The 13,257-nt window shown below is 67.2% G+C and carries 14 protein-coding genes; 3 read left to right on the forward strand and 11 right to left on the reverse strand.

The genetic code is table 11. The features are described from left to right. Positions 1-81 precede the first annotated feature (81 nt). Both FFS49_RS30805 and FFS49_RS30810 read left to right on the forward strand, forming a co-directional pair. Complete coding sequence (locus FFS49_RS30805; RefSeq protein WP_105818718.1) at positions 82-813, forward strand: alanyl-tRNA editing protein; 732 nt, start codon at positions 82-84, stop codon at positions 811-813. After that, on the forward strand, positions 810-1,427 hold the full coding sequence (locus FFS49_RS30810) for a DUF924 family protein (RefSeq protein ID WP_039370521.1): 618 nt from the start codon (positions 810-812) through the stop codon (positions 1,425-1,427). The genes FFS49_RS30805 and FFS49_RS30810 overlap by 4 nt, the downstream gene beginning before the upstream one ends. Positions 1,428-1,612: 185 nt before the next feature. Here FFS49_RS30810 and FFS49_RS30815 read toward each other — a convergent pair whose 3' ends face one another. From FFS49_RS30815 to FFS49_RS30865, 11 genes are all read right to left on the reverse strand, one after another. Further along, complete coding sequence (locus FFS49_RS30815) at positions 1,613-3,505, reverse strand: glycosyl transferase (RefSeq protein WP_105818719.1); 1,893 nt, start codon at positions 3,503-3,505, stop codon at positions 1,613-1,615. Between the two features lie 230 nt (positions 3,506-3,735). Next, on the reverse strand, positions 3,736-4,497 hold the full coding sequence (locus tag FFS49_RS30820) for an SDR family oxidoreductase (protein WP_105818720.1): 762 nt from the start codon (positions 4,495-4,497) through the stop codon (positions 3,736-3,738). A gap of 28 nt (positions 4,498-4,525) precedes the next feature. Further along, the gene (locus tag FFS49_RS30825; protein ID WP_006497020.1) at positions 4,526-5,107 is read right to left on the reverse strand and encodes a TIGR00730 family Rossman fold protein; all 582 of its coding nucleotides are present in this window, start codon (positions 5,105-5,107) and stop codon (positions 4,526-4,528) included. Next, positions 5,104-5,862, reverse strand: a complete 759-nt coding sequence (locus tag FFS49_RS30830; protein ID WP_039370533.1) for a TetR/AcrR family transcriptional regulator — start codon at positions 5,860-5,862, stop codon at positions 5,104-5,106. Before FFS49_RS30830 ends, FFS49_RS30825 begins: the two co-directional genes overlap by 4 nt. 205 nt (positions 5,863-6,067) lie before the next feature. Next, positions 6,068-6,604 carry a diacylglycerol kinase gene (locus FFS49_RS30835; protein WP_039370536.1) on the reverse strand — a complete coding sequence of 179 codons (537 nt, stop codon included), beginning with the start codon at positions 6,602-6,604 and terminating at the stop codon, positions 6,068-6,070. Further along, positions 6,601-7,635, reverse strand: a complete 1,035-nt coding sequence (locus FFS49_RS30840; protein WP_039370539.1) for a glycosyltransferase family 1 protein — start codon at positions 7,633-7,635, stop codon at positions 6,601-6,603. The genes FFS49_RS30835 and FFS49_RS30840 overlap by 4 nt, the downstream gene beginning before the upstream one ends. Before the next feature lie 29 nt (positions 7,636-7,664). Beyond that, positions 7,665-8,603 carry a UDP-2,3-diacylglucosamine diphosphatase gene (locus FFS49_RS30845; protein WP_105818721.1) on the reverse strand — a complete coding sequence of 313 codons (939 nt, stop codon included), beginning with the start codon at positions 8,601-8,603 and terminating at the stop codon, positions 7,665-7,667. Positions 8,604-8,828: 225 nt separating this feature from the next. Then, positions 8,829-9,335 carry an RDD family protein gene (locus tag FFS49_RS30850; RefSeq protein ID WP_105818722.1) on the reverse strand — a complete coding sequence of 169 codons (507 nt, stop codon included), beginning with the start codon at positions 9,333-9,335 and terminating at the stop codon, positions 8,829-8,831. A 6-nt stretch (positions 9,336-9,341) separates the two neighbouring features. Then, positions 9,342-10,106: a DUF3106 domain-containing protein gene (locus FFS49_RS30855; RefSeq protein WP_105818723.1), complete on the reverse strand. Its 765-nt coding sequence runs from the start codon at positions 10,104-10,106 to the stop codon at positions 9,342-9,344. A gap of 26 nt (positions 10,107-10,132) precedes the next feature. Further along, positions 10,133-10,558, reverse strand: a complete 426-nt coding sequence (locus FFS49_RS30860) for a DUF3619 family protein (RefSeq protein ID WP_071334765.1) — start codon at positions 10,556-10,558, stop codon at positions 10,133-10,135. Then, positions 10,555-11,118, reverse strand: a complete 564-nt coding sequence (locus FFS49_RS30865) for an RNA polymerase sigma factor (protein WP_039370555.1) — start codon at positions 11,116-11,118, stop codon at positions 10,555-10,557. The genes FFS49_RS30860 and FFS49_RS30865 overlap by 4 nt, the downstream gene beginning before the upstream one ends. Before the next feature lie 355 nt (positions 11,119-11,473). Here FFS49_RS30865 and FFS49_RS30870 point away from each other — a divergent pair, with 355 nt between their 5' ends. Next, entirely contained in the window at positions 11,474-13,237 is a 1,764-nt protein-coding gene (locus FFS49_RS30870) for an acetolactate synthase 3 catalytic subunit (RefSeq protein ID WP_039370559.1), read from the forward strand. The last annotated feature ends 20 nt before the right edge of the window (positions 13,238-13,257 follow it).

The following is a 13,257-nucleotide window of genomic DNA, read 5'->3' on the forward strand; positions in this document are numbered from 1 at the left end:
TGCGGGGGCGATTTGCGTCTGGGCGCGCGCGCCGTGCGGCGCGACACTGGCCGCTTCCCGAATCGATACGAGGCTCGCCCGATGACGACACAAGCACTGTTTCGCGAAGACGCATACCTCACGCAATGCGACGCGGTCGTCCTGGCCGTCGGCGACGACGGCATCCGGCTCGACCGCACCGTGTTCTATCCGCTCGGCGGCGGCCAGGCCGGCGACACCGGCAAGCTGACGCTGCCCGACGGCAGCACGATCGCGATTGCCGATACGCGCAAGGCCAGGTTCGACGGCGCAACCCCCGACGACGCCGTGCACGTGCCCGCACCGGGGCAGGAGGCGAGTGTCGCGGCGCTCGAGCCCGGCATGCGCGTGGTCGCTCAAATCGACTGGCTGCGCCGCTATCGCCACATGCGGCTGCATACCGCGGCGCACCTGATGTGCGCGGTGCTGCCGTACGCGGTCGACGGTTGCAGCGTGACGGCCGACTACGTGCGGCTCGATTTCGCGACATCCGATGCAATCGACCGCGACGACGTCGAGCGGCGCCTCGCCGGCCTCGTGGTCGGCGCGCACCCGGTCACGACCGAATGGATCACCGACGACGAGATGGCCGCACGGCCGGACCTCGTGCGCACGATGAGCGTGAAGCCGCCGATGGGCCTCGGCCGTGTGCGGCTGCTGCGCATCGAGCAGGTCGACCTGCAGCCGTGCGGTGGCACGCATGTGCGCAATACGTCCGAAATCGGCGAGCTGCGGGTCGCGAAACTGGAAAAGAAGAGCGCGCGCACCCGGCGCCTCGTACTGGAGTTTGCATGACGATCGACACCACCCACGCGGGCGCGGCGGCGCTCGATCCGCAAGCGCGGGAGATTCTGGATTTCTGGTTCGGCGAGCCGGGCTCGGCCGAATTCGGCCAGAACCGCAAGGTCTGGTTCAACGGCGGCGCGGCGTTCGACGACGTGCTGCGCACGCGCTACGGCGCTTTGCTCGACGCCGCGTGCGAAGGCGCTTGCGATCACTGGGCCGGCTCGCCGTCGGGGGCGCTGGCGTTGATCGTCGTGCTCGACCAGTTCTCGCGCAACATCCATCGCGGCACGCCGCGCGCGTTTGCCGCCGATCCGAAGGCGCTCGCGCTCGCGCGCCGTGTCGTCGCGGCTGGCTGGGACGCGCAGTTGCCGAGCGGGCATCACCGTGCGTTTGCGTATCTGCCGTTCGAGCACGACGAGTCGGTCGAGAGCCAGCGCGAGGCCGTGCGCCTGTGCGCGGGCATCCGGGACGAGGCAGGGTGCGAGAGCTATCACCGCTTCGCGTTGCTGCATGCGGCCGTCGTCGAGCGCTTCGGCCGCTTTCCGCACCGGAACGCGATCCTTGGCCGGGCATCGAGCGACGAGGAGACGGCGTTTCTTCGCGAGCCCGGTTCCTCGTTCTGACGATTCGGGCAGTTGCGTGACGTGGGAAGGGGGCAGGCCCGCGGAGTCACGCGGGCACGGTGGCGGCGGGGAACACCGGTCGGCGGCGCGCATTTCCCGATGGCTGTTCGCTGTTCGGGCGGTGGCGCTCACCGCTCCACGCCCGGCATGAGAGCCAGCACGGCGGCACGCCGTGCCTCCGCCCGTTACTCCGCGTGCTGTTCGGGCGTGCGCACGTATACGCGCAGCAGTTCCTCGTTGTCGCCCGGGCGGGCGCCCGTCCAGAACAGTTTCCATGCGTTGCCGGGCGCCGGATCGACGGCTCGCACGCCCTGGACGATCATCCAGGTGCAGCGCGTCGTCTTCGCGTCGGCGATCGGCGTGTGCTGGATGCCGGAGAAGTAGTACAGCATCGGCGCTTCCGATTCGCCGAGCCCGTGCAGGCTCGCCATGCAGTCGCCGTCGTTCCACTCGAGCGCGAGGTGCGCGTTCAGGTCGTCGAACACCGAGCGGTAGCTCTTCGCGACGTCGAGCCACGGCAGCAGCAGCGTGTAAATGAGCCCCCATGCGACGAGTGCGCCGGCGCCCCACGACAGCGCGCCGCGCCACACGCCGGTCGCGCGCAGCTTGGGCAGCAGCGTCAGCCAGCCGACCGTCAGCGCGAGCGCACCGATCACGAGCGCGGGTTCGATCGGCATCGTCCAGTCGAGCGGCAGCCAGCGGCCGAGCGGTGCGAGATCCGCGCGCGACGCGGCCGGATCGGCCATCACCGCCCAGATGGCCCATGCGAGCGCGGCGGCCGTGCCGAACAGGATGCGGCTCAGGTAATCCCACACGAGATGCAGCCGGTGCGGCAGGCGGTCGATGGCTTGCGCGGCGACCAGCGCGAGCGGGGCGAAGAACGGCAAGATGTAGAGCTGGCGCGACGTCGCGGACACTTGCAGCACGGCGAGCCCGATCGCCACGAACATCACGGGCAGCGCGATGCGCGGCGTGCGCCAGTCGCGCCACGCACCGCGCGCGAGCGCGACGATCGCGAGCGGCGCGACCGGGAAGCCGACGAGCAGGAACGCACGCAGGATGAAGAACGGCTTGTCGTTTTCCGCGCCCAGTTCGGGGACGGAGAAACCGAAGAAGCGGCCGACGTTGTTATCCCAGAACCACGTCATGAACAGCGTCTCGGAGCGCAGGAACAGTGCAATCGGCCAGATGAGCGCGAACGGCGCAAACACCAGTGCCGCGACGCCGAGCGAGCGCGCGAACGCGCGGGTGCGGCAGGCCGGGTAGAGCACCAGCGCACCGACGAGCGTGGCTGCAAACACGAGCGGCACGAACAGCCCCTTCGTCATCAGCGCGATGCCGATGCCCGCGCCGAAGATCGGCGCGGCCCAGCGACTCGACGGCCGGACCGGCAGCCCGTGCCGCATCTGCTGCGCGCGCGCGACGTGCTGCATCACGAGTTCGAGCAGTCCGCAGAACGCGATTGCCGTGCCGGCGAACAGCGCGACGTCGGTCATCATGTCGTGCACGTGCTTGATGACGACGAGCGTGCCGGCGCTCAGCACGACGGGACCGATCACGCGCAGGTCGAACCAGGAGTCTGCGCGGCTGGCGACCCGCGCCGCGCGCGCGATGAAGCCGAATGCGAGTGTGGCGAACAGCGCGCTCGCGAGCCGAGCGGCGTCGTGCAGCGGCATCACGCGCTGCAGCAGCCATGCAAGGCTGGTCGCGACCCACGCGTAAAGCGGCGGCTTTTCCATGAATGGCAGGCCGGCATTGGTCGGCACGACGAAGTCGCCTGTCTCGAGCATGTGCTGGATGATGCCGAACGTGTAGGTTTCGTCCTGCTTCCACGGATCGTGGCCGAGCACGCCCGGCAGCGTATACGCGCAGATCAGGGCGACGACGAACAGCCACGTGCGCCAGCCGAGCGGGCGCGCGCGTTCGCGCGTCGCGCTGGTGGCGGCGGTCGAGGCGACGACGGGCGTGCCGGCGGCGTCGAGCGCTGCAGTGAGGTCGGCGTCGGCGGTCGAGCGGGTGTGCTGGGCCGGGGCGGGCACAGACGTGCGTCGCCGGCTGGGCGCTGCGGTTCCGGGCATGGAAGGGAGTCTCGGGTCGAGTCGAGCCGGTCCGGCGACTTGGGCAGGACCGATTGGGGCCACATCAAGGGCCAACGGGCAGGGGTTTATGACACCTGTCTGAATGTCCGCTAGTAGACCACGGAATTGTTACGGTGGATTACCGTTCGTGTCACGAAATTGTGGAGATTTGTGGTGTCGTGACGACGGATTGCTTCGGGCGGCGGGTTTTGATGTGCCGCAGTGCGGAATTACCGGCCGCCGCCGACGTCGAGCAGGGCGCCGGTCGTGTAGGACGCCGCGTCGCCCAGCAGCCAGACGATCGCTTCGGCGATCTCCTGCGCTTCGCCCGCGCGGCCGAGCGGGGTCGTTGCGCCGAGGCGGGCCGCACGGCCCGGCTGGCCGCCGCTCGCGTGAATCTCGGTCTCGATCAGGCCGGGGCGTACTGCATTGACGCGCACGCCGTGCGGGCCGAGTTCCTTCGCGAGGCCGATCGTCAGCGAGTCGACCGCGCCTTTCGACCCCGCATAGTCGACGTATTCGTTCGGCGAGCCGAGCCGGGAGGCGATCGACGATACGTTGACGATCGCGCCGCCGCGGCCGCCGCGGTCGGTGGACAGCCGGCGCGCGGCTTCGCGCGCACACAGGTAGGTGCCGAGCACGTTGGTGTCGAACATCCGCCGCAGCCGGTCGGTCGGCATGTCGGCGAGCGGCATCGACGGCGCGACGATGCCCGCATTGTTGACGAGCGCATCGACGCGGCCGAATGCGGCCGTGACGGAGTCGAACATCGCGACGACATCGGCTTCGTTCGCGACGTCGCCCGCGACGACGCACGCACGACCGCCCGCGTCGCGGACGGCCTGCGCGGTGAGTTCGGCCGCCGCCGCGTCCCGCGCGTAGTTGATGCCGACGTCCCAGCCGTGCTTGGCCGCGAGCACGGCGGTCGCGCGGCCGATGCCACGGCTCGCGCCGGTGATGAGGACGGCCTTGCGGTCGGACGATGCGGTCATCGCGTGCGGGTTCCGGTGACGGTTACGGTTACTTGGCCGCGTCGGGTGCCCACTTGTCGCGGGCGGGCGGCTGGTAGCGGCGCAGTCGCTCGATCAGTGCGACGGGTTCCGACTCGACGCACAGTGCGTCGAAATAGGCCGGACGCATGAAGCCCTCGTCGACCGTATGGCGCAGCAGCGCGATCAGCGGATCGTAGAACGAATCGATGTTGTAGAGCGCGACCGGCTTGCGGTGATAGCCGAGCTGCGCCCACGTGTAGACCTCGAAGAGCTCCTCGAGCGTGCCGGCGCCGCCGGGCATCGCGACGAACGCGTCGGACAGGTCGGCCATCATTTTCTTGCGGTGGTGCATGTCGGGCACGACGTGCAGTTCCGACAGCCCCGTATGGCCGACTTCCTTGTCGACGAGCAGTTCGGGGATCACGCCGACCGCACGGCCGCCGGCCGCCATCACTTCGTCGGCGATCACGCCCATCAGGCCGACCCGGCCGCCGCCGTACACGAGCGTGAGGCCCGCATCGACGAGCGCGCGGCCGAATGCGCGCGCGGCATCGGCATAGACGGGCCGCACGCCTGACGACGAGCCGCAGTAAACACACACAGCCTTCATTGCTTGGAATCCTTGGCGGGGGCTTGCCCGGTGGTGACCGGACTGCCGGCCGGGCGCGGCGAGCCGTCGCGCGGCGGCAGGTAGTCGGTGAACTGGCGCTTCGGCAGCTTGCCCGAGACCAGGTCGTCGAACAGCTGGCGCGAACGGCCGCGCAGGTACGGCGCCATCACGGAGATCACGTGCATGCTGACCTGGTGCAGTTCCTCGCGGATCGCGTCCTGGTCGTTGTATTTGCGCGGATGCATCACGTACTGATACGACAGCCAGTACGTCGAAATGACGGCCATGTTGGTGGCGATGACTTCGATCTCGGCGGGCGTCGCGACCATCTCGGCGTCGGACACGAGCAGTTCGCACATGTCGCGCGCGAAGCGCACTTTGTGGCTGATGATCTGCTTGAAATGCGTCTCGAGCGTGCGGTTGCGGGCGAGCAGGTCGTTGAGGTCGCGATACAGGAACCGGTAGGTCCACATGAAATCGGCCATGTACTGCAGGTACGACCAGGTTTCGTCGATCGTCGGACGATGATCTTCGGGAAAGCGCAGCCGCCGTTCGATCTGCTGCTCGAACTGCGCGAAGATGCTGTTGATGATGTCGTCCTTGTTGCGGAAATGGTAGTACAGGTTGCCTGGACTGATTTCCATTTCCTCGGCGATCGTCGTGGTCGTGACGTTCGGCTCGCCGATCTCGTTGAAGAGTTTCAACGACAACTCGAGAATCCGTTCGCGGGTGCGGCGGGGAGGTTTCGCTTCCATGTCGTCCGGCCCTGTGTGTGCCGGACTGGCGGGCGCTGCAATCGATGCTGCGTGATTCGTCCGGCGCGGGTTGCTGTTCTATGTCTAGCGGACGATTATAAACCGGGGTTTCGCCACACCGGGGCATTTCCTGTTCGCCGCCCCGCGCGGCGCATGGTGCAGCGCCGCACGCGGGCGGTGGGCCGGATACCCGCGGGGCAGCCGCCTAGAAGCCGAGCCAGCGCGCGACGACCGGTCCGAGTACGAAGCCCCACGTCGTCACGCACGCGAACAGCGCGACCGTCACGGCTGCGCTGCCGAGGTCCTTCGCACGCTTCGAGAGTTCGTGACGTTCGAGCGAGATGCGGTCGATCGCGGCCTCGACGCTCGAGTTCAGCAGCTCGACGATCAGCACGAGCAGCACCGACGCGATCAGCAGCGCACGCGATGCCGCCGGCACCGGTGCGAACGCGCCGATCGGGAGCATCAGCGCAGCGAGCGTGAGCTCCTGGCGAAACGCGCTCTCCTCGCGGATCGCCACGCGAAAGCCGTTCAGCGAATGCTTGAGGGCGTACCAGGCGCGCGTGATGCCGCGGTGGCGCTTGTACGGGTTCGGCGGCAGCGGCGCGAGCCGGTCGTCGGGGCCGAGCGGCTCGTGCGCATGCACGTCCGCGTCGGCGTGCGGCTCTTCCTCGTCGAACGGGCGGTGCCGTTGCGGCGTTGCGTCGGGGGGCGGGATTTTGTCGTTCAGGTCTCGTTTCAAACGGCGGCACCTTCTGCTGGCGAGTACGCGGTCTTCGGCAGCGGCTTCAGATGCGACGCGAACTGCTCGGATGCCGCACGCCACGAGAAGCGTTCGGCCCATGCGCGCGCAGTGGAGCGTTCGATCTTCAGCGCCTCGAGGCAGGCTTCCTGCAGGTCCTCGTGCATCGCGCCGGCGTCGCCTTCGCCGAGCACGTCGATCGGGCCCGTCACGGGATAGGCGGCCACCGGCGTGCCGCAGGCGAGCGCCTCGAGCAGCACGAGGCCGAACGTGTCGGTGCGACTCGGGAACACGAACACGTCGGCCGCAGCATACACCTTGGCGAGCTCGGCCTGTGACAGCACGCCGAGATAGTTTGCTTCCGGATAGCGCGACTTCAGCTCCGCGAGCGCGGGGCCTTCGCCCGCGACCCACTTCGAGCCGGGCAGGTCGAGGCGCAGGAATGCCTCGACGTTCTTTTCGATCGCGACGCGGCCCACGTACAGGAAGATCGGCCGCGCGGTATTGAGCACCTTCGATTCCATCGGCCGGAACACGTCGAGATCGACGCCGCGCGTCCACAGCACGACGTTCGTGAAGCCGAATTTCTCGAGGTCCTGCTTGACGACCGGCGTCGGCGCCATCACCGCGAGCGACGGGCCGTGGAACCAGTGGAGGAAGCGATAGGTCGCGGCGAGCGGGATGCCGAAGCGCGCCTGCACGTATTCCGGAAAGCGCGTGTGGTACGCGGTCGTGTACGGCAGCTTGCGCGAACGCGCGTAGCGTCGCGCGGCGAGGCCGAGCGGGCCTTCGGTCGCGATGTGCAGCGCGTCGGGTGCGAACGCGTCGATCCGTGCACGCAGCTTGCGGTACGGCAGGATCGACAGGCGGATTTCCGGGTAGGTCGGGCAGGGCACCGTGCGGAATTCCAGCGGCGTCAGCAGTTCGACGCGGTGGCCGAGCGCGGTGAGTTCGCGTGCCGTGCTCTTCAGCGTGCGCACGACGCCGTTGACCTGCGGTTCCCACGCGTCGGTGACGATCATGATCTTCATCGCGGCTTTGTCCTGTAAGTAGGGGTATGTCAGGCAGTGGCCTTGGCCTTGCGCGACGTGGTCTCCGTCGGTGCGGTGCGCATCACCGTCCAGTAGACGATCTTCAGTTCGCCTTCCATCGTTTCGACGAGCGCGGACAGGCTTTCGACCCAGTCCCCGTCGTTGCAGTACAGCACGCCGTCGATGTCGCGGATCTCCGCCTTGTGGATGTGGCCGCATACGACGCCGTCGCAGCCGCGGCGGCGCGCCTCGTCGGTCATCACGGTCTCGAACTGGGAGATGAAGTTGACGGCGTTCTTGACCTGGTGCTTCAGGTACTGCGACAGCGACCAGTACTGGAAGCCGAGCCGGCTGCGGATCCGGTTGAACCAGCGGTTCAGCACGAGGATCAGCGTGTAGAGCGTGTCGCCGAGGTACGCGAGCCATTTCGCGTGCTGGATCACCCCGTCGAACAGGTCGCCGTGCACGATCCACAAACGTTTGCCCGCGAGCGTCGTGTGGAACGCCTCGCCGCGCACCTGGATGTCGCCGAACGCGAGATCGCTGAACTGCCGCGCGCCTTCGTCGTGATTGCCGGGGATGTAGACGACCTGGGTCCCCTTGCGTGCCTTGCGCAGGATCTTCTGCACGACGTCGTTGTGCGCCTGCGGCCAGTACCAGCCCTTCTTCAGCTGCCAGCCGTCGATGATGTCGCCGACGAGGTACAGGTACTCCGAATCGTTGTGGCGCAGGAAGTCGAGCAGGTATGGCGCCTGGCAACCGCTCGAGCCGAGATGGATGTCGGACAGCCAGATGGTGCGGTAGCGATGGGCCGACGAGTCGGGGTCGTCATGCTGCGTGGCGTGCCCGGCAGACGGGTCTTGCGACACCAGCCCGTCGGCCGTGGCGGAACCGGACAGGAAAGCTGTGGCGGCGCGGGCGCCGATGGGGTGACGGAACAGGGAGGTGGCGGACGATTTCTGGCCCATGCATGACTCGCGCCGGTTGACATTACCGGCATTCCGCCATGCGGGCGTGACTGTGCCATGACAGTCACGAGACGTTCTTATTACGCCCGCCGCAGGGTGTTTAGCAATGAACGACGGGGCGTTGCGTAACCTGCCGTACGGAACCGCCGACCATTGTCCGGCAAGGCGGTCGGGCCGGGCGGGAGTTGCGGAGGCGAGGTGTTTTCGTCTGGTGAATGCGGCGCGTCAGCGCGGTATCGCGACGACGCGCGTGCGTGCGATCCGGTCGTGCGGAAACTGGCGGTCGGCGTGCAGTCGCGCGGCGCCGGCCCATACGGCGATCCATGCGGCGGTGAGCGCGAGCGTGACGGGTACCGACAGGCCAAGGAGCGGATGCAGCGCGAGCGGCGGCAGGAACCACAGCCAGCCGAGCGCATAGCGGACGAGCGCGTGGCCCGCGCTCAGCGGCCGGCCGCTCGACGATTCGAGCCGCAGCCGCCAGGTCTTCATCGGCAGCGTCTGGCCGCCGTGCGTCCAGAACCAGACGAAGTACGCGCCGACCACGAGCGCGATCCACGCGGCGAGCAGGTTGTGATGGACGAGGCCGTTGCGTTGCTGCGTCGCGAGGCTGAACGCGAGCCCGGCGAAGAACACCACGCCGAACAGCAGCACACCTTCGTAGAGCAGCGCGGCGAGACGCCGTCGCACGGACGGCGCGGCGGCCGGGGTTTCAGGTGCGTGGGCGTTTGCCACGGGCGTTCAGGAGCCCTTGAACAGCGAGGGTGCATCGGCGGGCGACACCGGCGCCACGGCAGCCGGCGCGGATGCGGTGCCGGCCGTCGACGATGCGGGTACCGGCGGCGCGACGGCGGCCGAGACCGGCGCCGGTGCGGTGGCCGGGCCGCTTGCCGGGTGTTCGTGCGAATTGACGAGGCGGCGCACGTCCCGGTCGGCGGCGGTCGGCGGCGCGCTGACGACGCTCGGCCGGCGGCGGCGCTCGGCGGCAGCGAGACGTTCCTTCTGCTCTTCCGGGAGTTGCTGGTATGCCTTCCACGCACGCTCGCGCGCCTGCGCGGAAAGCTCCTTCGCACTCTGGTAGTTCTCGCGCGCGACGCGGCGCTGCTCGGGCGTCATCTTCGCCCATTCGGTCATCCGGTCCTGCAGGCGTTTTTGGTCATCGGGCGTCAACTTCGCGAAACGCGATGCGATCTTCAGCCATTTTCGCTTGCGCGCGTCGCTGAAGCCGTCCCACTGGTCGGCAAACGGCGCCAGTGCCGCGTGCTGTGCCGGCGTGAGGCGTGCCCACGACAGCGGGCCGGTAGCGGCCGGCAGCGGCAGGGGAAGGGGCAGCGGGGGCAGCTCGGTGGTCAGCCCGGTCGCGGCCGATGCGGGCGCGGCAGGGCTGGTGGCCGCGGCGGTGGTCGTCGCGGGGGCCGGGTGGAATCGTGGGTACGTGGCGACATAGGAAACGGCGATCGCGATTACGCATCCGAAAAATACGGCCAGGCCGCGCTTCTGACTCACCCGTGCGATCCCCTCGTTATTGTCTGTTAGTGAGCGCGCGACAGATACGCGTTGAACCCGTGATCGAGATACGCGTTGAGCGGCAGGTCGTCGCTGAGCATCGCCGCGTCGATGTCGGCGAGTTCGGCGGTGCGCTGCATGTCTTCCCAGTAGGCGATGCCGACGAGCCCCGCGAGCAGCAGCGCCAGCGGCCACGCGCGCAGCAGGCGGCGCGCGAACGACGCCTGCGGGCGGTTCGCGGGCGCCGTGCCGTACGCACCGGCCGCGCCGGCGAAGGCCGGCACGAACACCGGCACGGTCGCGGCTTCGGGCTTCTTGCGCGCGAGCGCAGCCCGGCGGGCGACGGCCAGGCGGTCGGTGGTCGCGGCAGGCAGGTCGGCCGCGCGCTCGTCCAGCGCGCGGCGAACCTTCAACGCGAATTCGTGTTCTCGATTTGCGGGAGCGGAGCTCATAGCGTGATTCCTTTGGCCTTGAGCGCGTGCGCCAGCGTGTGGGTGGCCCGTGAGCAGTGCGTCTTCACGCTGCCCTCGGAGCACCCCATTGCGGCGGCAGTCTCGGCGACATCCATATCTTCCCAATAACGCATCAGGAACGCTTCCCGTTGACGCGCCGGAAGTTTCTGGATTTCTTCGTCGATCAGGGCCAGAACCTGCTCGCGTTCGAGGCGGTGCTCGCTGCTTTCGACGCCCGCGTTGTCGTCCGCGGATTCGAGGGTTTCGAGCGGGTCGAAGTCTTCGTCGTCGCTGTTGTTCAGCGACGAGAAGAGCGTGACCCATGTGTTGCGGACTTTCTGCCGGCGGAACCAGTCGTGGATCGCGTTCTGCAGGATCCGCTGAAAAAGCAGCGGGAGCTCGGCCGCCGGCCGGTCGCCGTACTTCTCCGCAAGCTTGATCATCGCGTCCTGCACGATGTCGAGCGACGCATCGTCGTCACGCACGGCGTACGCAGCCTGCTTGAACGCGCGCCTTTCGACGCCCGCCAGAAAGTCGGCGAGTTCCTTGTCTGATGCCATTCCGTGAAGGTATGCGCTGCGGGCCGCTGCGTGGTGTAAAAGGTCGAAAAATTTCGTAAAACCCGCGGATGCTATCAAATTTTCGCGCCGCTTGGCACCGGGTTGGGCGCCGTACGTTGCGCGCGAGCCGCGGCGGCGGGGTGCCGGGCGGCGCGCATGATGCGGTGCGGGATATTTTGCTTGACGACCCAATCACGACCCGCTATCGTCAATGATTCGCAACATGAAGTGATGGTCTCATTTGAGGCTGGCCCAAGAAGCCTGCCCTTCAAACTGGACGCGCCGCTTGAACCCGAGCCACAAGCCCGGCAGAGAGCACCCGATCAATTTTTTGCCGAAAATTCGAAAGGTCAAAATGAACATGCCCAGCGCGGAATTCTCCACGTCGGAACCCCTTTCCCCTCCCGATAGCGACTCCATCGGCGGTACCGTGCTCATGAAGGCACTGGCCGATGAAAACGTCGAATTCATCTGGGGCTACCCCGGCGGCTCGGTACTCTACATCTACGACGAGCTTTACAAGCAGGACAAGATTCAGCACGTGCTGGTGCGCCACGAACAGGCGGCCGTGCACGCAGCCGATGCGTATGCGCGTTCCACCGGCAATGTCGGCGTCTGTCTCGTGACGTCGGGCCCCGGTGTCACCAACGCGGTGACCGGCATCGCCACGGCGTACATGGATTCGATTCCGATGGTCGTGATCAGTGGCCAGGTGCCCACGGCCGCGATCGGCCAGGATGCCTTCCAGGAGTGCGACACCGTCGGCATCACGCGTCCGTGCGTGAAGCACAACTTCCTCGTGAAGGACGTGCGCGACCTCGCGGAAACCGTCAAGAAGGCGTTCTATATCGCCCGCACCGGCCGTCCGGGCCCGGTGCTGATCGACATCCCGAAGGACATCTCGAAGACGCCGTGCGAATACGAGCCCGTCAAGAGCGTGTCGCTGCGTTCGTACAACCCGGTCACGAAGGGCCATTCGGGTCAGATCCGCAAGGCCGTGTCGCTGCTGCTGACGGCGAAGCGTCCGTACATCTACACGGGTGGCGGCATCATCCTCGCCGACGCATCGCGCGAACTGAACCAGTTCGCGGACCTGCTCGGCTACCCGGTCACGAACACGCTGATGGGCCTCGGCGGCTATCGCGCGTCGGACAAGAAATTCCTCGGCATGCTCGGCATGCACGGCACCTACGAAGCGAACATGGCGATGCAGCACTGCGACGTGCTGATCGCGATCGGTGCCCGCTTCGATGATCGCGTGATCGGCGACCCTGCGCACTTCGCGTCGCGTCCGCGCAAGATCATCCACATCGACATCGACCCGTCGTCGATCTCGAAGCGTGTGAAGGTCGACATCCCGATCGTCGGCGACGTGAAGGAAGTGCTGAAGGAACTGATCGAGCAGTTGCAGACGGCAGAGCATGGCCCCGACACCGAGGCGCTCGCGCAATGGTGGAAGGACATCGAGGGCTGGCGTGCGAAGGACTGCCTGAAGTACGACCGCGAAAGCGAGATCATCAAGCCGCAGTACGTGGTCGAGAAGGCGTGGGAGCTGACGGACGGCAATGCGTTCGTGTGCTCGGACGTCGGTCAGCACCAGATGTGGGCGGCGCAGTTCTACCGTTTCAACAAGCCGCGTCGCTGGATCAACTCCGGCGGCCTCGGCACGATGGGCTTCGGCCTGCCGGCAGCGATGGGCGTCAAGATGGCGCACCCGGACGACGACGTGCTGTGCATCACGGGCGAAGGCTCGATCCAGATGTGCATCCAGGAACTGTCGACCTGCCTGCAGTACGACACGCCCGTGAAGATCATTTCGCTGAACAACCGCTATCTCGGCATGGTTCGCCAGTGGCAGCAGATCGAATACAGCAAGCGCTATTCGCATTCGTACATGGATGCGCTGCCTGATTTCGTGAAGCTCGCCGAGGCGTACGGCCATGTCGGCATGCGGATCGAAAAGACTTCGGATGTGGAGCCGGCGCTGAAGGAAGCGCTGCGCCTGAAGGACCGCACCGTGTTTCTCGACTTCCAGACCGATCCGACCGAAAACGTCTGGCCGATGGTACAGGCCGGCAAGGGCATCACCGAGATGCTGCTCGGATCGGAAGATCTGTAACGGCGCGACGCGCGCCTGAG

Origin of the sequence: Burkholderia sp. 4NA327C6 (genome assembly GCF_005502655.1) — a bacterium.
In the GTDB taxonomy this organism is placed as follows: Bacteria; Pseudomonadota; Gammaproteobacteria; order Burkholderiales; family Burkholderiaceae; genus Burkholderia; species Burkholderia contaminans.

What these genes read in the sequence shown, in the direction of transcription:
- FFS49_RS30805 (WP_105818718.1), top strand. Translation starts at nt 82, where the DNA reads ATGACGACACAAGCACTGTTTCGCGAAGACGCATACCTCACGCAATGC.
- FFS49_RS30810 (WP_039370521.1), top strand. Translation starts at nt 810, where the DNA reads ATGACGATCGACACCACCCACGCGGGCGCGGCGGCGCTCGATCCGCAA.
- FFS49_RS30815 (WP_105818719.1), bottom strand. Translation starts at nt 3,505, where the DNA reads ATGCCCGGAACCGCAGCGCCCAGCCGGCGACGCACGTCTGTGCCCGCC.
- FFS49_RS30820 (WP_105818720.1), bottom strand. Translation starts at nt 4,497, where the DNA reads ATGACCGCATCGTCCGACCGCAAGGCCGTCCTCATCACCGGCGCGAGC.
- FFS49_RS30825 (WP_006497020.1), bottom strand. Translation starts at nt 5,107, where the DNA reads ATGAAGGCTGTGTGTGTTTACTGCGGCTCGTCGTCAGGCGTGCGGCCC.
- FFS49_RS30830 (WP_039370533.1), bottom strand. Translation starts at nt 5,862, where the DNA reads ATGGAAGCGAAACCTCCCCGCCGCACCCGCGAACGGATTCTCGAGTTG.
- FFS49_RS30840 (WP_039370539.1), bottom strand. Translation starts at nt 7,635, where the DNA reads ATGAAGATCATGATCGTCACCGACGCGTGGGAACCGCAGGTCAACGGC.
- FFS49_RS30845 (WP_105818721.1), bottom strand. Translation starts at nt 8,603, where the DNA reads ATGGGCCAGAAATCGTCCGCCACCTCCCTGTTCCGTCACCCCATCGGC.
- FFS49_RS30860 (WP_071334765.1), bottom strand. Translation starts at nt 10,558, where the DNA reads ATGAGCTCCGCTCCCGCAAATCGAGAACACGAATTCGCGTTGAAGGTT.
- FFS49_RS30865 (WP_039370555.1), bottom strand. Translation starts at nt 11,118, where the DNA reads ATGGCATCAGACAAGGAACTCGCCGACTTTCTGGCGGGCGTCGAAAGG.
- FFS49_RS30870 (WP_039370559.1), top strand. Translation starts at nt 11,474, where the DNA reads ATGAACATGCCCAGCGCGGAATTCTCCACGTCGGAACCCCTTTCCCCT.